The sequence below is a fragment of the Mesorhizobium delmotii genome (assembly GCF_900149755.1).
Classification (GTDB): Bacteria; Pseudomonadota; Alphaproteobacteria; order Rhizobiales; family Rhizobiaceae; genus Mesorhizobium; species Mesorhizobium delmotii.
Genome location: NZ_FUIG01000024.1, coordinates 423,221 through 443,879 on the forward strand (window position 1 = coordinate 423,221; position 20,659 = coordinate 443,879).

Here is a 20,659-nt window from a genome sequence, read left to right on the forward strand (position 1 = left end):
CCCCTCCCATCTTCCAAAAGCGGACATCGCTCAGTCGACATCACGGCCAAGGTTGCGCCACTGCAGTCGGCTGCGAACGGCTCAGCATTGACCGCTATGGGATCCAATACGCGCCTTTGAGACAGCGGCGATGGGCTACGGCGTGGCCGTCGAGATAACGTTGCCAGCCATGGGCGTTGGGCGATATCAGCTTGGACAATCGCTAACGTCGCCTTCGACGGGAAGGAAGAAGCGACGCCGTTCGCACGCGGTCAGTTCGCGTGGAACAGTTTGCTGCGCGAAATCGATGAGTTCCTGGGGTGTCTGAAAAGCCCGTATGACGCGAACGCGTTCATTATGGGATACAATCACTATCCTCGTGCCATCCGAATTAAAGGCCGCGCGCGTCAGTGCTGGTCGCTTGTTCTCCTCGTCCGGACTGACAAGTACTGCCATCTGGCGCCCCGATTGAGCTGCCCAAAGACGGACCGTTCGATCCTGGAATGAAGCCGTCACGACATAAAGGCCATTGCCACTGAATTGGGCACTATTCACTCCGCCACTGTGCCCCCTCAGAACTGTTCTTTCCGTTCCTTCCGGGACGCCCCAGGTTCGTACGGTGCCGTCGCGTGAGGCAGTCAGCACGGACCGGCCGTCCTGGCTGAAGGACACTGTTGTCAGCTCGTTGCTGTGCCCTTTCAGGATCGCGACGGTGCGTCCGTCTTTGACCGACCAGATCCGCGCCGTGTGGTCGAGCGAAGCCGTGGCAACCAGTTGGCCATCCGGACTGAATGCCGCGCCGGTTATTGAGCGCTCGTGCCCGACCAGTTTCTTCAGTTCGGTCCCGTCGGGTTTCACCAGGTGTCCCGCGCTGCCGGTCGCAGCGAAGACGAGATCGCCATTCCGGTTGAAAACAACCTGCGGTAACCTCTCGCTTGAAGGGATGGTGGCGACTTTGGCGCCGCTCGCCGCGTCCCACACCAGGGCGGTACCGCGACCCGAACCCGCCGCCAGAAGGCTTCCCGCCGGGCTGAACTGAATATGACGCAGTCCAATGGGCGATTTGATGGTCGCGAGCTGACGTTTACTCGCAACATCCCAGACCAGAACTCGGCCCGCGAGAGATACGGTTGCGACCCGAGTTCCGTCCGGGCTGAACGTCGCACTGTGGACGACCTCGCCTGTGTCGAACTTGGCAATCTCGCGTTCGGTCGTGGCATCCCAAAGGTGTACTTTGGCGTCCCCGCCTCCAGTCAGAAGATGCACGCTATCGGGACTGAAGACCGCAAAGGTCGGCGGATATTCATGCAGCAGGTCCGTCGTCAGAATCCCGTTGACGTCCCATAGGCGAGCGGTGCCATCGTGTGAAGCCGTGAGAAGAGTGTTGCTGTCGACCGGACTGACCTCCACGTGTTCGATCAAGGCATCATGGCCGACAATGGTTGTGAACAGCGACGCTCGACCGACGTCCCAGATGCGTATCGGACCGTCGATGGATGCGGTCACCAGGAGGCGATCGTCGAGGCTGAACGCGCTGTTCATTTCGTTGTCAGGGTTATAACCGATGTCAGCCAGTTTCAAGTTCGGGGTCTCCTGGCCAAGCACGTCAAGCAAGGTTCCCGACTTGCCGTCCCAAATCCGTGCGCTGCCATCGAGCGAGACCGTTGCGATCTGGCGGCCACCGTGACTGAAGATGACACCCTGCAGTTGGGTGTCGCTCTTGTGGCCGGCCAGTCTGGCGATCTCAGTCCCGTTCCCAACGTCCCAAAGGGCGGGCAAACTACTGAATGAAATTGTGCCCAACGAGCCTACCAACAGCCGGCTTCCGTCGGGGCTGAATGTCAGCATGGATGCCCAAGTGCCAACATACCATTCATGGATCAGAGTGCCATCCGTGGCATTCCAGACGAAGACCTTCCGCGCTTGTGAAGTCGCAAAACTGCGACCATCCGGATTAAAGTCGGCCAATGCATCTCCAATGTCTGATGCACCTCCGGTGCTGCCTACGCTCAGGAGTTTCGTTCCCGTCCGGGCGTCCCAGAGTGACGCCTGAACGTTTAATCCCTCTGTCAGCACCCGCTCGCCGTTGGGATCGAACGCGGCCGTGGGATAGGCGCCGGAAGGCTCGAGCACAGCACGTTGCTCACCGGACGCAGCATCCCAGATGCGCGCGGTGCCGTCCCTTGCGGCCGTAATGACCCGGCCTCCGTCCGGACTGAATCCGGCTCTCTCCACGGGTCCCCGATGGCCCTTCAAGACTGCAATCTCGGTACCTTTCGAGACGTCCCAAATGCGTGCCGTCTTGTCGTGGGACGCAGTGACAATGCGATCGCCCGTCCGATTGAAGACGGCCTGCGCCACTTCGGCGTCGTGTTTGAACACCATCGTCTGGCGGTGTGCCAGCAGAGCGTTGAAAAGTGCGGCCTCCGCTTCAAAGAGATGTGGTCGCGCACGTTTCGTTCCGCTCTTCGGCAACGCCTCCAGCGCCAACAGGATTGCGGTCTCCGTATCGCCGCTCGCTGCGGTTTGCTTTGAGAGAAGCGAGAGCGAAAGAGACTGGTTGCGGAGCGCCTGATCTCGTGCTGCGAGGGCCTCCTTTTCGGCCGACCTGGCCAACTCCGCGTGCCGCGTCGCTTCCTGCTGTCCTTTGAACCCGAAGAACGCGCCCGCGCCGGCCATGAGCGCCAATACGGTTGCCACGATCGCAGCATAGCGCGTGCGTCGCGCGAGCCGGCCCGCTGCCGTGGCTGCGAGAGTACGGCGTTCGGCCTCGCGCTCCAGACGTTCAGCCTCGCGCTCCAGACGTTCAGCCTCTCGCTCGAGGCGTTCGCGTCTGGCAGCTTCAGCGGCCTCAATCAGTGCCCGCTCGCCTTGCCGGTCCTTCTCCTCCCGCTCTTTCTGGGCACGCGAAGAAGCCTCGATGTAGGCGATGACCTGATCGTCGACTTCTTCCCGTCTCGACTGCAGCAGTTCCTCGCCTTCGGCCAGACGCTTGCCGGATGGCAGGAGGAGTTCCTGGTTCCTGTTATCCGAGTGCCAGCGTTGGGCATCGGCCATGAGCCGAGCCCGCGCCTCGAGGAATCTCCTGTTTGCATTAACAATGTTGCCAGCGCGCGGCCACCGGCTCAACAAGGCTTCGTGGGCCACGCGGACGAAGACGTGGCCTGCGGCATCCTCATCACTGACGAGGAGGCGAGCGGCGACCAGTGCTTCAACGAGAGCCAATCGTTGAGGTGTGCCCGTGACTTCGGCGCGCAAGGCCGGACGTGCCGCAACGGCTTCATCACCCGGGCGCACCGTGGTAAGGGCACGCAACACGACTGGCAGCTCCTCCTGGATGTCGGGCGGGAGCGCGTCAACGACTTCGTCGGCGCGGCGCGCGATCGCCCCTTCGAAACCGCCAAGTGCCTGATACGCAGCAAAGGTCAAAATGCGCTGCTCCCGCCCCGCCTCGTAGAGAGCGTCGAGCACAAATTCGAGAAGCGGCAAGGATCTGGGATCAGCAGATGCCGCACCCCGCAGCACATCGTCGAGCCGCCCGCGATCAGGACTTTCCTCGAAGCGGAGCCCGGCGGCGCGGGCCGGCTCGCGGATGATCTGGGCGATCTCAGGGCCGGACGGCGGCAAGAGCTCGTAGCTGCCAAGCCCATCTTTCAGCCCCGAGAAACCGGGGACTTCGCCGCAACGGTGAAAGAAATCCGATCGGATCGTCGCAGTCACCCAAGCCAGTCCACTGCCGGCGAGTGCCGCGAGGAGCCGCACCAGCGCTTCGCGCGATGCCGGCTTCTCCTCGGTCGTGAACAACTCCTCCATCTGATCGACGGCAACGATCAGTCGCAGTTGGGTGGGGACCGAAGCTGCGGCGGCCGCCGCTTTGGCGTGGGCCAGGCGCATGAGCGCCAGAGCTCGATCAGGTGAGTTCCAACAGAGTTGAGCCAGCGCTGCCGGTTCGCAACCCAGCTCAGGGAGGGCGCCTTCGCGAAGCAGCCCTGCAGCCAGTGACGTGACCGGATCAGGACCCTCCGACGGGCGGACCAGACAGCGGCGCCAAAAATTGATGCCAGCCACTGCGCCAGGCCGAGTGATGGAAGGCAGTAGCCCTGCTCGCAGGAGAGAGGACTTGCCCGAGCCGCTCATACCATAGATGAGCAGGAATGCCTTGCCATTGGCAGCTTGCTGCCTCAGGCGTTCCATGCACTCGGCAATCGCGCGGGCTCGTCCGAAGAAGAGGTCAGCGTTTTCGAACTCGAAGGGGTTGAGACCTCGAAAGGGCGACGTGACCTGCTCCTCCGAGGCGAGCGGCACGCGGCAAGCGTGTACAGGCCGAGCGATGTTCTTCACCCTGTGCTCGCCAAGATCGATGAATTCGAGGGCGAGCCGATCGCGGGCCTGTGCGTAGACCGCTTCCGAAATGCATATTCCACCGGGGTGTGACAGCGCCTCCAGGCGGGCGGCGACGTTCACACCGTCGCCCATGAGATTATCACCTTCGACGACAACATCGCCGAGATTGATGCCGATGCGAAAGCGCAGACGGCTCGCCTCCGAGAGCTCAGCGTTTTGTTTGTCGACTTCGAGCTGGATTTCGGTCGCGCACCGAACCGCTTCGACGGGGCTCGCGAACTCGGCGATGACGCTGTCGCCAGCGCTTCCGAACACCCGTCCCTCATGTTTCTCGATCAGCCGGTCAATGATCTGACGATGCGCCCGCAGCGTCGCAAGCGTCCCTTCCTCGTCTCTGCCTGTCAGACGGCTATAGCCAACTGCGTCGGCAGCGAGGATGGTAGCCATTCTGCGATGAACGCGATCCAAGCCGGAACCCTCCCGCGATCTCGCAACATCCTAGTGGAAATGGTGCCTTTTTGGGGAGGGGCGCCGAACTAACCGCAAGGGGTCCGCTTCCGCCGTGCAACCAGACATCCCGCCTGTGTGGCGGCAATGACTGCGTTGGGTGAACTTATTTCGTAGCGCGAGCGCCTTTCTTCTTCCAAGCATGGCGTCGACCTGCTCCATCCGCTTGCCGACTTAGGCCACGGTGAAGTTCTTGTCGCGGTTGTTCACCGCTTTGAACTTGCTGCCGTCGATCGCTACAATGGCACGCGTGAAGAGCTTCAACCGGCGGCACAGTTCGACGAACTGCCCGCACACCGCTCTGATCGCGGCTCCGTTGTCACGCCGGAAGTTAGCGATCGTCTCAAAGTCCGGCTCTCCTCCAACCGACCTAAACCTATCATAAAAAAGCGTTTTACACAGCCTGGACCCAGAGCGGCCCTCATCAGCCGGTCGATTGAAAACCGCCAATTGAGCATCGAGAGCACCCTTGAGCCATGATCACTGGCGGATAACTGCGCGATGACTTTCCCAATCGTAGCCCAAAACGACAAAGCGCGAGCAAGAACCGAAGACGTGAAACGCGGTGGCAAGGCAAAAGAAGACAAATTTCTGTTGCACGCTGAACGATGAGCACACATCAAGTTCCCCGCGGCCACAAGCGAAAGATTTGGCAAGAAGCGCTAAAGGCATTTCCATCTTCGTTGAACGGCTGTACCTTAGCCGATGCCGTAGGGCCGTACTCATGAAACTGCTCCCCATCTTACGCAGTTTTGGTCCGTGATGGTCCTGTGCGTGAAGGCAGAGGAGCGGACATGATCCGGCAGCTTACGTCCTCGGAACGCCAGCGCGGCGCAGCTATCGCGCTCGCCGTGGTGATCACTGGAGCGGCGATGGCAGCCCTGGGACGTTCGGACACGCTTGGTGTCCAGGGCGTTATCGTAATGCTGTTCGCAGGCGGATTGCTCTACGGAGTGCTGTCCTCGTTCTACGAGCCGGAGCCGACGGAGGACCGGGAGGCGTCGTATTACGACGATCCGATCAAAGTCGGCATTGTGCTTTCGATGGCCTGGGCTGTATTCGGCATGTTCATGGGCGTTTGGGTGGCCGCACAGCTCGCGTGGCCCGACCTTGCCTTCGATGCGGCGTGGTCCAGCTTCGGGCGGCTGAGGCCTGCGCACACCTCCGGCGTCATCTTCGGGTTCGGCGGAAATGCCTTAATCGCGACCTCGTTCCACGTCGTCCAGCGCACGTCTCGTGCACGGCTTGCTGGGCAGATCAGCCCGTGGTTCGTGCTTCTCGGCTTCAATCTGTTCTGCGTTCTGGCCATTTCCGGCTATCTGCTAGGCGTCACCCAGTCGAAGGAATACGCGGAAGCCGAGTGGTATGCCGACTTGTGGCTGGTGATCGTGTGGGTGACCTACTTCATCCTCTACATCGCTACGATCGCGCGACGGAAGGAGCCGCACATCTACGTCGCCAACTGGTACTTCATGGCGTTCATCCTGGTCGTCGCGATCCTCCACATCGTGAACAACCTCGCCGTTCCCGTCTCATGGGGGCACGCCAAGAGCTACACGATCTGGCCGGGCGTCCAGGATGCGATGGTCCAGTGGTGGTATGGCCACAACGCGGTCGCCTTCTTCCTGACTGCGGGCTTCCTCGGCATGCTCTACTACTACCTGCCCGTCAGGGCGCAGCGACCGATCTTCTCCTATCGCCTGTCGATCCTGAGCTTCTGGGGCATCACCTTCTTCTACATGTGGGCGGGTTCGCACCACCTGCACTACACCGCGCTTCCGCACTGGGTGCAGACGCTCGGCATGACGTTCTCGGTGATGCTGCTCGTGCCGTCCTGGGCTTCAGCAGGCAACGCGCTTCTGACCCTCAATGGCGCATGGCACAAGGTGCGCGACGACGCTACGCTGCGCTTCATGATGGCCGCCGTGGTATTCTATGGCCTTTCGACCTTCGAGGGCTCGTTCCTCGCCATCCGGCCGGTGAACTCGCTGTCTCACTATACCGACTGGACCGTCGGGCACGTTCACGCAGGCGCCCTTGGCTGGGTCGCGCTGATCACCTTCGGCTCGCTTTATACGCTCGTGCCCAGCCTCTGGAAGCGCGAGCGCATGTACTCGGCGACCCTCGTCGAGGTGCACTTCTGGCTGGCGATTGCCGGAACGCTGATTTACGCCTTCGCGATGTGGAATTCAGGCATCATCCAGGGGCTGATGTGGCGGACCTACACGGAAGACGGCGCGCTCGCCTATTCCTTCGTCGACTCGCTGGTGGCGATGTACCCCTATTACATCGCCCGCGCCTTCGGTGGGCTGCTCTTCCTGCTGGGCGCGGTAGTGGGCTGCTATAATATGTGGATGACGGTCCAATCCGCGCCGCTCGCTGCGCCGCGCGAAGCAGACGTGCCCGTAGTCCCGGCGACCATTCCGGGGGAATGACGGATGCCTGAACTCTTCCACCGCAAGCTCGAGCGTTCTGCCATCTGGTTCGTAATCGCAATCATCGCGGCGGCGAGTGTCGGCGGCATCGTCGAGATCGCGCCCCTGTTCACCATCGATGAGACGGTGGAAGAAGCTCCGGACATGCGGATGTACACCCCGCTGGAGCTCGCCGGGCGCAACATCTATATCCGCGAGGGCTGCTACGCCTGCCATAGCCAGATGATCCGGACACTCCGGGACGAGGTGGAGCGCTATGGGCCCTACTCGCTCGCCGTAGAGTCCCGGTATGACCGCCCGATGCTCTGGGGGTCCAAGCGGACGGGACCGGATCTCGCCCGTGTCGGCGGCAAGTATTCCGACTTCTGGCACGTCGCGCACCTGACGAACCCTCGTGACGTGGTCCCGGAGTCGAACATGCCCGCCTACCGCTGGTTGGCCCGTACGTCTCTGAAGATTGAAGACCTGCCCTTGCACCTGGCGGCGCAGCGGGCGCTCGGCGTCCCCTACACGGACGAGATGCTGGAGAACGCGGCGCGCGACGCCTATGGCCAGGCGACTCCGGACACGGACTTCGCCGCAGGCGTCACTGAGCGTTACGGCGAGGAGACCCAGGTAAGCGCGTTCGACGGAGTGACGACCGACGTCACCGAGATGGACGCACTGGTGGCCTATCTCCAGGTCCTGGGGCGACTGACGGCAGCAGCGTACGGGAATACCGCGGCCCCTGAAGAAGAGCCGGACCCGGAAGGCTAATGGCGGAGGCTATCGGATGGACCTGGATTATAACGCCGTTGTCGCATTCTCGAAGAGTTGGGGCCTTTTTTACCTGATCGCGTTCGCACTCGGCGTGCTCGTCTATACCTTCTGGCCTTCGAACAGGAAGCGTTTCGACAGGGCCAAGCACAGCATCCTCGACGAGGACGACAAGCCATGGAAGTGAATGAACGCGACCCCGTCACCGGCCGCGAGACCACCGGTCACGAGTGGAACGGCATCAAGGAGTTGGATACGCCGGTCCCGCGCGGCGTGCTCATGTTCCTGATCGTAACCCACGTCTGGGCGATCGCCTGGTGGTTTCTCGTTCCATCCTGGCCGCTGGGAACGACCTATACGAGGGGCCTTCTCGGAATTGACCAAAGACAGACGGTCGAGGCGCGCCTCGTCGAGGCGCGGCGCGATCGGGTGAACTGGATGAATCGCATCGAGACGGAAGGCTACGATGTGATCCTCGCCGACGAGGCGCTGATGCAAACGGTTCGCAGCACCGGACGGCAGCTGTTCGGCGACAACTGCGCGGCATGCCACGGCAGGGACGGCAAAGGCGGAGCGAACTATCCCGACCTTACGGACGACGATTGGCTGTGGGGCGGCGGCCCCGAACTCATCGAGCAGACGATGCGCGTGGGCATCAACACCCGGCACCCGGAAAGCCGGATCGGACAGATGCCGGCTTTCGGGCGCGATGAGATGCTCGACCGCGAACAGGTCCGGAACGTGGCCGCCTACGTCTATTCGCTGACGCACCCCGACTACTCTACCCATGAAAACATCAAGCAGATAGAAGCAGGGCGGGAGGTATTCGTCACGACCTGCGCGACCTGCCACGAGGAGAATGCCAAGGGGAAGCGGGATGTCGGCGCTCCAAATCTCACGGACTCGCACTGGATTTATGGTGAAGATCTGGACACGATCATCGCGTCCGTGCACGGCGGACGGCAGGGTCACATGCCGACCTGGGACGAGAGGCTGACGACGGCCGAGATCAAGACGCTCGCGCTCTATGTCCACGATCTTGGAACGCAGCAGCCATGACCACAAAGATATCCCACAGCAAAGCATGGATAGCCTGGGTGCTGGTTCCAGCCGGGTTGCTGATTTTTGCCGGGGCGAACGCGCACCTTGTCTATGTGGCGGTTCAGTCGCAACCGGACTGCGTGGAGCACTTGAAGGCCGGGGGCGAAGGCGAAGGCTACCGCGCGGCGAAGTCAGCGTGCTGAGGAGGAGTGAGATGAGCGAGACCGACAAGTCGTATTGGCTGCTCAGCGAGACCTCGGGCATTGGCGAAACGCGCGACCGACGTCTCGACCGGGGACTGCCGCTTTTCGAGGGACTCCGCTGGCTCTCTGCGGGCTGGCGGGATTTCTGGATCCGGCCCGCGTCGAGCCTGGCCTATGGGATTGTCGTCTTTCTCCTGTCCGTCGCCTTCGTTTGGACGCTTGTCGGATTCGGTCGTGACTACATTCTGTTTCCGGCGCTTGCCGGGTTCATGATCGTGGCCCCCTTTTTGGCGCTGGGCCTGTATGAAAAGAGCCGGGCAATAGAGGAAGGACGCGCCATCGGCCTCGCCTCGATGCTCCTGGTGCGCCCCACCGGCGGCGCACAGGTCTTCTTCGCGGGCCTACTACTGTGTTTGCTCCTGCTTCTGTGGACGCGTGCGGCGGTGCTCCTCTGGGCACTCTTCTTCGGCGTGACGCCCTTTCCCGGATTCGACCGCATAGTCGGAGTGCTCTTCGGCACCGCATATGGGTGGGCGATGATTGCGATCGGGACGGCGATAGGAGGCCTCTTCGCGGCCTTCGCTTTCGCCATCAGCGTCTTTGCAGTGCCGATGCTGCTCGACCGGCGCGTGGACGCGCTGACGGCTATGGCTATCAGCGCGAAACTGGTGTGGAACAACCTTCCGCCGATGCTGGCCTGGGGCGCCTTGGTGCTCCTGCTCTTCGCAGTCTGCGTGGTCACAGGGCTTATCGGGATGATCGTCATCTTTCCTCTGCTGGGGCACGCAACCTGGCATGCGTACAGGGCGGTCGCACGTCCAGAGGGGTGAGACCATGAGTTGTTGCGCGCCGGGAGCCGAAGCCGCATTGCTGCTGGCGCCAAGGCGGGAGATTGCCGAGCGCGAAATCGTGCTCGCCAGCCGCGACATGGGGGATGGCGCTTTCCAGACCCAGTTTTCGGTACCGCAAGCGCATTGCGCTGCCTGCATAGCTGCGATCGAAGGCGCGCTGCAAAGTCTCGACGGAATCATCGCGGCACGAGTGAATCTCACGTCCCGACGTGTCGCCGTGAAGTGGAGGAATGAAGGTCGTGTCCCTCCGATGTTCGACGCCCTGAAGGCTGTCGGATACGATGCCTGCCTCGCGGAGACGGAAGACGGCGCATGCGATGCCGAGTTGTCGCGGCTGCTGCGGGCCACAGCCGTGGCGGGATTCGCCGCCATGAACATCATGTTGCTGTCGGTGTCCGTCTGGTCTGGCGCAGATCAGGGAACTCGAAATGCATTTCACTTGATCTCGGCGCTGCTGGCCGTCCCCACCGTCGCCTATTCCGGACGGATATTCTTCGTTTCGGCGTGGAATTCGGCGATGAAGCGCACCGCCAGCATGGACATTCCCATCTCAGTCGGAATCCTGCTGGCTCTGGGCTTGAGCCTCTACGACACGTCTGTCGGAGGACCTCACGCCTATTTCGATGCGGTAACGTCGTTGATCTTCTTTTTGCTTGTCGGGCGCACGCTTGACCATGCGATGAGGCGGAAGGCGCGGAACGCCGTCACCGGTCTTGCCCGCTTGATGCCGAGGGGGGCGGCGGTGGTCGGGGCGGACGGAAGCCGCGAGTTCCGCGACCTGACAGAAATCGAGCCGGGTGACATGATATTGGTAGCCCCCGGAGAACGCATTCCGGTGGACGGGACGGTTGTCATGGGCGCGGGCAGCCTCGACGTTTCGGTGGTGAGCGGTGAGTCCAAGCCCGAACGCGCGCAGCCGGGCAGCGCCGTTCTTTCGGGAGCGCTAAGTCTTGATGGCGCGCTCACTGTCCGTGCCGAGCGGCGTGCACGGGATTCCTTCCTCGCCGACGTGGTCAGGCTGATGGAGGCGGCTGAGCACGGCCGCGCCCGCTATCGCCGCATCGCCGACCGCGCGGCCGCGCTCTATTCCCCTGTCATCCATCTGCTGGCGCTTGCGACTTGCGCCGCCTGGATACTGCTTACAGGCGACTGGCATCGATCGGTTACGATTGCGATTTCCGTCCTCATCATCACCTGCCCGTGCGCGCTCGGCCTTGCCGTGCCGATGGTCCAGGTCGTGGCGGCGCGCCGGCTGTTCGATCTCGGCGTCACCCTCAAGGATGGCAGCGCGCTCGAGCGCCTTGCCGAGACCGACACCGTGGTCTTCGACAAGACGGGCACACTCACGACGGGCGCCGCCCGCGTCGAACGGCACACGGTAGCTCCGCAAGATGTTGTGGCCGCCGCAGCACTCGCCTCCTTTTCCAGGCACCCGGTGGGGCGCGCGGTGGCCGCGATGACAGTCGCAAGAGTGGCTATCGAAGGGTTCCGCGAAGTTGCCGGGTACGGGATCGAAGGGCGCGTTGGCGAAGCGTTTTACAGGCTAGGAAGGAAGGATTGGGTCTCCGCAAGCGTGGCCAACGTCCCGAGTGAAGCCGCCACGTGGCTTTCGAAAGACGGAAAGCTTGCGGGTTCATTTGCGATTGCCGACGAAATCCGTCCTGGCGCGACGCGTGCCATCCGAAAGCTAGCTGACCTCGGGTTGGCGACAGAGGTGCTGTCCGGCGATCGAGTGGAGGAGGCTTGCAGGGTGGCGGCTGCGTTGGGAATCTCGGAAATCCGCCACGGTGCGCTTCCCGAGGACAAGGTCGAGCGTCTGGAGGAGCTGGCGCGGTCCGGCCGCCGCATCCTTATGGTTGGAGACGGGCTGAACGATGCCCCCGCGCTCGCCACCGCGCATGTCTCAATGGCGCCCTCGTCGGCGGCAGACATCGGGCGGAATGCTGCCGACCTTGTCTTCCTGGGCACGAGCCTGGAGGCCGTACCACATGCCATAAGAGTCGCCCGGAACGCATCCCGGCTGGTGCGGCAGAACCTCGCCCTTGCCATCGCCTACAACGTTCTGGTCGTGCCCCTCGCTGTGATGGGCCATGTTACGCCCCTTATGGCCGCTGTCGCCATGTCGACGTCATCGATTCTCGTGGTCGGCAACGCATTGCGCCTTCCGGGCGAGCCTCCGCCCGCAGGATCTTCGGCTCTTCGCAGGCTCGACTTGGCGGAGGCGGCATGAACTATCTCGTCTGGCTTGTTCCAATTGCCTTGGGCATGGGCGTCGCGGGTCTCGCGGCGTTCCTGTGGTCGATGCGCAGCGGCCAATATGAAGATCTCGACGGAGCCGCCGAAAGGGTGCTGGTTTCAGACGCCGCGGACGTTCCCCTTCGTCAGTATGGGTGGAAAAGCGAGGCGGCCGCTCATGAGGCTCGCCCCAAGGGCGGGAAGGCGCCGACCGCCGACGGCGTTTTCTCAAGGAGCAGAACGGACGGAAGGGTTTGACAATGTCTCAAGCTGGTGACAGGCCGTACGACTGGGTGGCGGCGTTGGCTTTCTACTCGGGAGCCGCCGTGCTTGTCCCAAGCCTCGCCGCCTTGGTCGTTAGCCTTCTGGCGGTCGCCTTGGCATTGCTATAGCAACGAGATGGCTGTCCTGCGTAGGGCGGCGGCTCCGCGACTGCTGGCCTCTTCAGTTGCATTCGGATGCGGACGGAGTATCCTTAAGTTTGGGCGCTGGACGTTGCTGCGCCTAGTGCTCGGGCGTCCTCGCACGAGCGAAATTGGGGAGTGGCAGGCATGTCCGAGGCAATGCATCCGGCGGCGCCGCATCATCTTCCGCCTTTCATAACGGCCCCCGGCGAGACCGATGTGTTGTTCACGGGGTCGGTCATCTTCCTTGTGCTGGCCGTGATGGGGATTGGAAGTTTGTACTTCTGGCTCCATTCCTTGCCGGAGCGCATGTCCCACGGCGGCAGTCAGATCCAGTTCCAGCTGGTGGCGGTGCTGTCGCTGCTGGCGTTGTTCACCCACATCCATGCGTTCTGGATTGCCGCGCTGTTTCTGGCGCTGATTCCTGTGCCCGACTTCTGGACGCCCCTGGCCAGCATGGCCGACTCGCTCGCCAGGATGGCGACGGGGCGGTTTCGATCCCCCGCCGCGGAGGCGCCGTCTGAGCCGGCTCCCGAGGTGCTTGCCAACTATACGCCGGTCAAAGTGGAGGTCGTACCTTCTCCGACCCCCTTGGAGAAAGCCCGAAGCGACCCCCGCGACGAAATCGCCAAGACGCATGCGCCGGAGCCGTCCGACCGCCATCAGCGCCAGCCGGTGTCAGTGGGAGGTCATGAACGATGATCGAGGTTCTGCTTTGTTCGGTCCTGACCGTCCTGCCCGATTTTCTCGTCCGCCGCTTCGTACAGGGAAAGAGGATTGGTCACGAGATCACGCTCTATTCTGTATGGTATGAGCTGCGATACGGAATAACGGCGTGCATAGCTCTGACAGTGATTCTGCTGACGCTCATTCTCTACTATCATCCGTCGACGTCGAGTGCGATTTCGTTCTTTCGCACCATTCCCATCCTCCCCGAAGGCTCCGGCCGCGTCGAGGAAGTCTATGTGGGCATAAGGGACAAGGTCGAGGCTGGCCAGCGCATCTTCAGGCTTGACAGCTCGGAGCAGGAAGCGGCGCTCGAGACCGCGCGACGGCGCATATCGGAGATAGACGCTGGTTTCGAATTGGCCAAGACCGAGCTGGTAGGGGCCGACGCCCGCATTCAGGAAGCGCAAAGCTCGTACAAGCAGGCCTTGGACGAACTCGAAACCAAGACCGAACTTCAACGGCGAAACGCCAGCACGGTCGCGCAGCGCGAGATCGAAAAGCTCGCCAACATCGTGGAAGGGCGGCAGGCCGCCATTTCCGCGGTCATGGCGAGCAAGCAGTCCGTCGAATCGCAGATTTCGTCCGTGCTGCCGGCGCAGAAGAAAAGCGCCGAGGCGGCGCTTGCCCAGGCCCAGGTCGAACTGGACAAGACCGTCGTCTACGCTGGGGTCGCCGGCACTTTGGAGCAATTCACCCTGCGCAAGGGAGACATCGTAAATCCCTTTATGCGGCCCGCCGGCGTTCTCATACCGGCGGAAGCCGGACGGAAGGCGCTTATAGGGGGCTTCAGCCAGCTCGAAGCCCAGGTCATGAAGGTCGGCATGGTTGCCGAAGCGACTTGTATTTCGATGCCTCTGACGATCATTCCGATGGTGGTCACCGAGGTTCAGGATCTCATCGCGACCGGTCAGGTTCGGGCGTCGGATCAGTTGATCGACGCCCAACAGGTGGTCCGGCCCGGAACGATCACCGTCTTTCTGGAGCCGCTGTTCGCGGGAGGGTTCGATGGCGTGCCTCCAGGCAGCAGTTGCATCGCCAACGCCTACACCAACAATCACGACCGACTTGCCGAGGAAGATTTGGGCACAGCGCACTGGCTGTTCCTGCACGTCATAGATACGGTCGGGCTGGTGCATGCGATCATATTGAGATTCCAGGCGCTCCTTCTTCCTGTGCAAACACTCGTCTTTTCGGGCGGGCATTGAGGAACCGACGCGCCATCGAACATGCGGCCAAAGGAAATACCGTCATGTGCACCAAAGTGCGATCTTAAGCTCGCTATGGCCGTTCGTGCTTAAATGGAACGGGATTTGAACCGACATAACGCGGAGCAACAACGGCGTCTGAAGGGATCAATGCGGCAAGTCATACGCTTGGCCTGCCGACCTTAGTTGCTCAAGTGTTTTTCCGGCGCAACTTCCCGACCAATCTCCGCCAACTGGCTCGGCCTTGCCTCGCATGGTGATTGTGCCGGCCTGATTGTCGGGGGTTATATAAACGGCAACCCCGTCTGGACCAATTTTGGACAAGTAGTAAGCACGAACGATGCCGCTTAATTCACAACGCACCAAGAAAGGGAAGTCCTCGAACGATCCCTCTTGGGCATGTGCTTCAGGGCTATACATGCAGGCAAGCGACGATTGCGCAATGACAGCGAAAACTGTTCCTGTAAATAGCCAACGAGCCTTCATGCGAATATCCTTCCTAGGCCAAATATACACCATTGCCAAATACACCATTGATTGCCGTTCCTTGACCACCCGGTTCCGAATAAGCTCGATGGCGCTTCGCCACTCGTCACCGACACGATCAATGCGAAAGCATTATCGGCAGCCGGACGTCCGACAGGATGCCTTTCGTAGCCCCACCGAGCACGAAATCCCTCAGTCTGGTGTGACCGAACGCTCCCATGATCATCAGGTCGGCGCCGATTTCGATCGCTCGCTCCTGAAGCGACACCTCGACCGGGCAATCCTCGGATACGAATGGCATGGCCTCGGCTGACAGCCCGCGTAGGTTCAGCCCTTGAGCAAAGCGTTGGGCGGCGTCCGTCTCCTGCAGGGACTTCTCGCCCGTCACGGTGAGCACCGTAATCTTGGAAGCGCGGCGCAATACATGATGTGCATCCGCCACGGCACGCGCCGCGACGCGGCTGCCGTCCCAGGCAATAGCGACTTTGTCCAGCTTCCTTGCCGGCTCGACCTCTGGCAGAAGGATCGTCGGCCTTCCCGACCCGAAGATAATGGCCTGCGCGGTCGTCCTGCTCGTGGGGTTGTTCGGCTCCCAGGCGCAGAGAACGAGATCATAGTAACGCGCTTGAATTGCAGCGGTGTCATTCAGCAAGGGAGCGTTCGACGCGACCGCGTCTGTGGTTGAGTCCACGCCTGCCCGTTTCGCTTCCAGCACAACCTTTGCTAGAAACGCTTCGCCGCGATCCCGGCACAGCGCTTCGGCCTCCCGCGTCATTTTGGGGACGTCGACCAGCCTCCGCGACAGCGCATTCGAGATGTTTCGGATCTCTACGTTGATGGCCAACGCATGCAGTTGCACGCCGAGGGCAGCCGCCATCGCGACCGCCCTGGGCACTACCATTTCAGGGTTGGGTTCGGGATAGGTGATAACAGGAAGCAGGGCTATCGTTTTCACTAGGGGCCTCCCTCTGAATGCAGGGTACGCGACAGCCATCTAGTCCCAAAGCACTCATCCGGGATGTGCATGGGTCCGCTCACTCGCCCGGATCGTTGACCACGGCCCAACCGTCATCGGGATTGAACGCCGTGATCTTTTCGGCGAGCGCCGCCGTATCGGGCCCGAGATCCTTTTCGTAGACTGTGCCGTACTGGTTTACGACGAAGGTCATGATGCCTGTGCGGTCGTATTCGGCAGGCATCGCGATCAGCCCAAAGCCGGCGATCATGTTGCCGTTGATGACGTAGTCGTACTGGCCGCCGGCGACGTTAGCGCCTTGACCGTTCAATATGCGGTAGCGGTATCCGAAATAGCCGTCCTCGGCGGCCGTCGCCAACTCGGCCTGGCTGATCAGCGAACCGAACGGGCTTTCCGGCACGCCGTCGCCGGGTTGCCAATAGAGCCCGTCATATGTCCCGGGCGTGCTGATCAGCTTCTGAGCATATTCGCCGACGCCATCCTCGTCCCAGTCGGTTTCCTTGTAATCCTCCTGGGCCTCGACATAGGCGCGCAGGTTGGCGACGGTGGTCAGTTCGTTCTCGCCGATCCTGCGGTTGATGACTTCTTCCAGCCCGGCTATCGTATCGAACGCCCATTTGCCCTCTGTCTGCACGACAGGGAATGGAAACGGCCATACCTGGTTACCAAGAAGAAGCGAGCGGCGGTCGGATGCCAGTTCCTTGACGGCGATGGCCTTCGCCGCCTCTTCGCGGATTTCCGGAAAGCTCGCCTCCACTTCCTTCGACTTCAGCACTTCGCTGGGCGACAGTCCGAGAAGCGAGGCGACGGCCTCCTTGTCATTTTCTTCCAGCGCTTTGCGGAACGCCTCGACCAGTTCGTCGACTGTTGCGAACGGCGTGGGCGCCTCGCCGACAAAGGACTCGAGATCCTTCACCGTGCTGGCTTCTGCTTCCTGCGTGCTGCCGGCCGAAAGCGCCGGAAGGCTCAGCGAAAGTGCGAGAGTTGCCGTGATGAGATAGCGGACCATGATCGTGTTCCCTGTAAGGTGCAACAAAGGGCGTGCCTGTTCGCGTTCATCGGCGCCTTCCGCCTCCGCCTCGTCCGCCTCCGCCTCGTCCGCCTCCGCCCCCTCCTCTTCCACCTCTGCTCTGCACCTGGCGATGGCCGCCACCCCGGCTATAGGCACCGCGGTTCGAATGGTTGGTCGCAACCCTGCCGGGCCGCGGATTCCCCATCGCCGACGGCTTGCGCGGACGATTGTCGGCGCGCGCAGCCGGCTTTTTCCTGGAGGACTTTTTCTGAGCGACTTTCTTGGCCGCGGGCTTGTTGACCGCCGGCTTCGCCTTTCTGTGCTGGTCCGAGACGCGTTTTGCGTCGGGCCGCTTCGTCCCCGACTTCGGCAGCTTGGCCTGCGGCCGGTCCTTCAAACCTTCGGCGACGTTCTTGCGGACATCCTTGCCCTTGAGGTCATGCGCCCGCGCCTGCTTGCCCTTGCCCGACTCCCGGCGGTCCTTGGCCTTGCTGGCAATGTTGTTGAAGTCCTTGCTCTTCAGGTTCTGCTTGAGCTTGTCGCGGTCGATGTTCGCGTTCTTGAGATTGATCTTGTCGCGGTCGATGTTCTTGAGATCGAGGTCCTTCAGCTTGTCGATGTCGATATTGTCGATGTCGATATTGTCGAAATCGATATCGATGTTGTCGCCGATATCGACGTCGAGATCCACGTCGCCGCCCCAGGTTCCCCAGTCGTCCCAGTCGACCACGGCGGCCCACATCGCACCGGTGGCAAGCGCGGCCCAGTAGGGCGCCGTCGGATAGTAGTAGGAGGGGTACGGGTCGTAGGCGATCGGGTCGCCCGCTATGACGTAGTCGGGCTCGTACAGCATTTCGGGGGGATAGGTCGGGATATAGACGGTCTGCGGATCGGCAGACCTGATAACGACATTGTCGCCTTCGTTGACGACCTGCACCTGTTCCGTCGTCTTCAAGTAGTTCTTGGCCACGGCCTCGTCGCGCAACTGCTGGATGGCGACGAGCAGATCCTTCTGCTGGTTGGCGGCCGCATTGCCCAACTGTTCGGTCCATTCGAGGTCGTCGTTCATCATCTTCACGATCTCGGGATAGTTGAGCAGCGAGATCACGCTGCCGTCCCATTTGTCGCTCGGCTCGAGGTCGGGAGACTTCGCCTTTTCGTCGAGGAAGCGGGCCGCCTGCACGATCTGTAGCGGATAGAGCGAAGCCGCGATGGTGAGCGCGACGAGATCGTCGGGATAAAGCGCGATCGGCGCGGTCAGAACCTTCAGTTCGTCGAGCGTGAGAGGAGCAGGCTCCTCGGTGGCGGCGGCCGGTTCGCTGTCGGCCGCCGGCCGCGGAGTCGGAGTGGGGGTCTGGCCGTAGGCAGGCGCACCGAACGGCGCGGAAAGAAGCAGAAGGGCCGCAAGGCCGACTGAAACGAGGCCGAACCTGGAACAATGGGTCATCTGGCTGCTCCTACGGTAGCGATCGCCGAGCTATTTCATTTGCACGGCGTTGAAAGTGTCGACGTAGCTCCGCCCTACAGCGCGAACGGCGCGGCCTATGTCGTCATAGACGTCGTCCTGGAAATTGACGAAGGAGACACGCACGCTCCAGTTGGGAGCATCGAAACCCCCGCCATTGAGCAGCACGATCGAGTGGTTTTCCGCCAGGCGATAGACCAGGTCCAGCGGATGAACATTCTTCTTCAGCCATGTAACCATTTCCTCGCCTTGGTATTTGCGCAGCCAGAATTCGAAATCGAGGGGTTCCGATAGTAAGCCGCAAAATTCGCGTTGGGCTGAACATCCAGAGGCAGTCCTTGCGCGTCCGATCTGCATCGGTCGGGCATTCCGGCCGCGCCACCGCTGTTGGAGCGTTCGCGAATATGGCTTGCACTGGAAACCGTTTGCGCGGCATCGGTATGGTTTAACCGGTCACACGGGGTGAGCCGTCGCTTCAAGCTCGGAACAGAGCCAAACTCACTGGAAAATTGATGCGCCACAGGAACACCCCTTCAATGGCCCTCAACTCTCTATTGTTAAACTACTTTCTCGCGCAGTTTTTAGACACAGATGATAACACCTTGAATCAGGCACGCAAGGGTGTATTGTACGACTTCAAATTAACTGGCATTACAATCAGCGGTTTCATTAGACAAATTTTCATACAATTTACCTTAACGGCGGAAGCAATCGGAGAGCTTCTGGCCGCTTGTTCTAGTATTGAACCTGCAACAGGAGGGTATCATGGTTGAATGGGTTCGTGAGCACGCTTCGCAGCTGTCCTGAAATCTTGACCTTCATGTCTCTAGCCATTTGCTATTATTTCTGCCCCTTTATGTATGAAGATCTCGGCTTAGGAGCGGTGACAGCGACCCCCATTGCAGCCGTCATCGTTAGGCAGCTTGGGATCACGATTTCTCCGTCGCTGAGGGCGCTGCTGGCAGGACTGGTTGTCGGGCATCTGCGTATGCGCTTCCCTCTCTTCGGTGGGGCCGGGACTGTACCTCGGGCACTACCTGCTCCGTATGAACCCCATACTGCTCCTGGGAGGACTGGCTGGGGCGCAGACCATGACCGCCAGCATGGCGGCGGTGCAGGACCGCTCGGGTAGTCCGGTTGCCGTCCTTGGCTATACGCCGGCGGTTCCGATCGGCCACATCCTGCTCACAACCTGGGGGACGGTGATCGTGGGCGTGATGGCGAACTGAAATCCGACCTGAGAAAGGGACTTCGGTGGCAGTAGGAGTACCCGGCAAGCCCCGATCGCGGCAGTTGAGACGCAGCTTCTTTTATGCGCTCGTGCAGCAGCTTCGCGTGGTCTGGCCGATCTTCTCCGGCATCCTTCTCGCCATGGCGGGATGCGGGCTGATCATCGGGCGTATTGAAAATTGGCGCGTCGACGAAGCTCTGTACTTCACCTTCGTGACGGGTCTTACGATCGGCTACGGCGATTTCTCGCCGCAGCACCTTCTGACGCGGTTACTGGCGATAGCAATCGGTTTTGCCGGCATAGTGATGACAGGCCTCGTTGCGGCGGTCGCCGTGCAGGCGCTGAGGGCGGCTGAGCGCAATCTCCTGAATGAGGCTGGAAATGGGCCCCTTGATCAAAGAGATCCGTAGCAACGTCGTTCTCTGGCTTTTGGCGTTTGTTCCGGTGGTATTCGTCGTCCAGCAATTGGAGCCGGAAGCGCACACGCTGCTCTTTGTGCTCTCTGTGCTGGCGATTGTACCGCTGGCCACCTTGCTGAGCGCGGCTACCGAGTCGGTCGCGTCCAAGACGGGCGATACGGTCGGCGGGCTGCTGAATGCCACGTTGGGAAACCTGACGGAACTGGTCATTGCGCTGGCTGCGCTGCAAGCCGGCCAGTACACGTTGGTGAAGGCTTCTATCGCCGGAGCAATCGTCGCCAATACTCTGTTCATGTTGGGCGCCTCGTTCCTGCTAGGCGGTATCAAGTATCATGTGCAGGAGTACAACAGGGTCAGCGCCAGGCTGCAAACCAGCCTGCT

The 20,659-nt window shown here is 61.4% G+C and carries 19 protein-coding genes and 2 pseudogenes; 14 read left to right on the forward strand and 7 right to left on the reverse strand.

The window, feature by feature from the left end; genetic code table 11:
* Positions 1 to 186: 186 nt before the first annotated feature.
* Together BQ8482_RS16055 and BQ8482_RS16060 are read right to left on the reverse strand one after the other, a co-directional pair.
* Positions 187 to 4,770, reverse strand: a complete 4,584-nt coding sequence (locus tag BQ8482_RS16055; protein ID WP_165848581.1) for an nSTAND1 domain-containing NTPase — start codon at positions 4,768 to 4,770, stop codon at positions 187 to 189.
* Between the two features lie 237 nt (positions 4,771 to 5,007).
* Positions 5,008 to 5,184, reverse strand: a pseudogene (locus BQ8482_RS16060) (IS5/IS1182 family transposase); the annotation flags it as partial.
* Between the two features lie 443 nt (positions 5,185 to 5,627).
* Between BQ8482_RS16060 and ccoN the strand changes: the two are divergent.
* The 10 genes from ccoN to BQ8482_RS16110 all read left to right on the forward strand — a co-directional run bounded on the left by ccoN (position 5,628) and on the right by BQ8482_RS16110 (position 14,689).
* Positions 5,628 to 7,265 (forward strand): cytochrome-c oxidase, cbb3-type subunit I, encoded by a 1,638-nt coding sequence (ccoN, locus tag BQ8482_RS16065; RefSeq protein WP_208867719.1) that lies wholly within the window; start codon positions 5,628 to 5,630, stop codon positions 7,263 to 7,265.
* A gap of 3 nt (positions 7,266 to 7,268) precedes the next feature.
* Positions 7,269 to 8,021, forward strand: a complete 753-nt coding sequence (gene ccoO, locus BQ8482_RS16070) for a cytochrome-c oxidase, cbb3-type subunit II (RefSeq protein ID WP_123148489.1) — start codon at positions 7,269 to 7,271, stop codon at positions 8,019 to 8,021.
* Between the two features lie 16 nt (positions 8,022 to 8,037).
* A complete protein-coding gene (locus BQ8482_RS16075; protein ID WP_123148490.1) occupies positions 8,038 to 8,208 on the forward strand; it encodes a cbb3-type cytochrome c oxidase subunit 3 in 171 nt (56 codons plus the stop codon).
* A complete protein-coding gene (gene ccoP / locus BQ8482_RS16080; protein ID WP_123148491.1) occupies positions 8,199 to 9,080 on the forward strand; it encodes a cytochrome-c oxidase, cbb3-type subunit III in 882 nt (293 codons plus the stop codon). Before BQ8482_RS16075 ends, ccoP begins: the two co-directional genes overlap by 10 nt.
* On the forward strand, positions 9,077 to 9,265 hold the full coding sequence (locus BQ8482_RS16085) for a hypothetical protein (RefSeq protein ID WP_123148492.1): 189 nt from the start codon (positions 9,077 to 9,079) through the stop codon (positions 9,263 to 9,265). The genes ccoP and BQ8482_RS16085 overlap by 4 nt, the downstream gene beginning before the upstream one ends.
* Before the next feature lie 11 nt (positions 9,266 to 9,276).
* Positions 9,277 to 10,095: a DUF2189 domain-containing protein gene (locus BQ8482_RS16090; RefSeq protein WP_123148493.1), complete on the forward strand. Its 819-nt coding sequence runs from the start codon at positions 9,277 to 9,279 to the stop codon at positions 10,093 to 10,095.
* A gap of 4 nt (positions 10,096 to 10,099) precedes the next feature.
* Positions 10,100 to 12,346: a heavy metal translocating P-type ATPase gene (locus tag BQ8482_RS16095; RefSeq protein ID WP_123148494.1), complete on the forward strand. Its 2,247-nt coding sequence runs from the start codon at positions 10,100 to 10,102 to the stop codon at positions 12,344 to 12,346.
* Positions 12,343 to 12,609, forward strand: a complete 267-nt coding sequence (ccoS, locus tag BQ8482_RS16100; protein WP_123148495.1) for a cbb3-type cytochrome oxidase assembly protein CcoS — start codon at positions 12,343 to 12,345, stop codon at positions 12,607 to 12,609. Before BQ8482_RS16095 ends, ccoS begins: the two co-directional genes overlap by 4 nt.
* A 293-nt stretch (positions 12,610 to 12,902) precedes the next feature.
* The gene (locus BQ8482_RS16105; protein ID WP_208867716.1) at positions 12,903 to 13,457 is read left to right on the forward strand and encodes a hypothetical protein; all 555 of its coding nucleotides are present in this window, start codon (positions 12,903 to 12,905) and stop codon (positions 13,455 to 13,457) included.
* The gene (locus tag BQ8482_RS16110; RefSeq protein WP_123148496.1) at positions 13,454 to 14,689 is read left to right on the forward strand and encodes an HlyD family secretion protein; all 1,236 of its coding nucleotides are present in this window, start codon (positions 13,454 to 13,456) and stop codon (positions 14,687 to 14,689) included. The genes BQ8482_RS16105 and BQ8482_RS16110 overlap by 4 nt, the downstream gene beginning before the upstream one ends.
* A 147-nt stretch (positions 14,690 to 14,836) precedes the next feature.
* Here BQ8482_RS16110 and BQ8482_RS37730 read toward each other — a convergent pair whose 3' ends face one another.
* The 5 genes from BQ8482_RS37730 to BQ8482_RS16130 form a co-directional block, all read right to left on the reverse strand.
* Positions 14,837 to 15,175: a hypothetical protein gene (locus tag BQ8482_RS37730; RefSeq protein WP_133254778.1), complete on the reverse strand. Its 339-nt coding sequence runs from the start codon at positions 15,173 to 15,175 to the stop codon at positions 14,837 to 14,839.
* Between the two features lie 118 nt (positions 15,176 to 15,293).
* Positions 15,294 to 16,130 carry a universal stress protein gene (locus tag BQ8482_RS16115; RefSeq protein WP_123148563.1) on the reverse strand — a complete coding sequence of 279 codons (837 nt, stop codon included), beginning with the start codon at positions 16,128 to 16,130 and terminating at the stop codon, positions 15,294 to 15,296.
* A 79-nt stretch (positions 16,131 to 16,209) separates the two neighbouring features.
* A complete protein-coding gene (locus BQ8482_RS16120) occupies positions 16,210 to 17,274 on the reverse strand; it encodes a DUF2950 domain-containing protein (protein ID WP_123148497.1) in 1,065 nt (354 codons plus the stop codon).
* Positions 17,207 to 18,610, reverse strand: coding sequence for a DUF3300 domain-containing protein (locus BQ8482_RS16125; protein ID WP_123148498.1), 1,404 nt, complete (start codon positions 18,608 to 18,610; stop codon positions 17,207 to 17,209). Before BQ8482_RS16125 ends, BQ8482_RS16120 begins: the two co-directional genes overlap by 68 nt.
* Before the next feature lie 30 nt (positions 18,611 to 18,640).
* The gene (locus BQ8482_RS16130) at positions 18,641 to 18,868 is read right to left on the reverse strand and encodes a hypothetical protein (protein WP_208867718.1); all 228 of its coding nucleotides are present in this window, start codon (positions 18,866 to 18,868) and stop codon (positions 18,641 to 18,643) included.
* A 296-nt stretch (positions 18,869 to 19,164) separates the two neighbouring features.
* On the opposite strand from BQ8482_RS16130, the gene BQ8482_RS16135 reads away from it, so the two are divergent.
* The 4 genes and pseudogenes from BQ8482_RS16135 to BQ8482_RS16150 all read left to right on the forward strand — a co-directional run.
* Complete coding sequence (locus BQ8482_RS16135) at positions 19,165 to 19,401, forward strand: hypothetical protein (RefSeq protein ID WP_123148499.1); 237 nt, start codon at positions 19,165 to 19,167, stop codon at positions 19,399 to 19,401.
* 234 nt (positions 19,402 to 19,635) lie between these two features.
* Positions 19,636 to 19,857, forward strand: coding sequence for an aspartate-alanine antiporter-like transporter (locus BQ8482_RS16140; protein WP_244602834.1), 222 nt, complete (start codon positions 19,636 to 19,638; stop codon positions 19,855 to 19,857).
* Between the two features lie 25 nt (positions 19,858 to 19,882).
* Positions 19,883 to 20,269, forward strand: a complete 387-nt coding sequence (locus BQ8482_RS16145; RefSeq protein ID WP_244602826.1) for a potassium channel family protein — start codon at positions 19,883 to 19,885, stop codon at positions 20,267 to 20,269.
* Positions 20,241 to 20,659, forward strand: a pseudogene (locus BQ8482_RS16150) (calcium/proton exchanger); the annotation flags it as partial. The gene BQ8482_RS16145 and the pseudogene BQ8482_RS16150, both read left to right, overlap by 29 nt.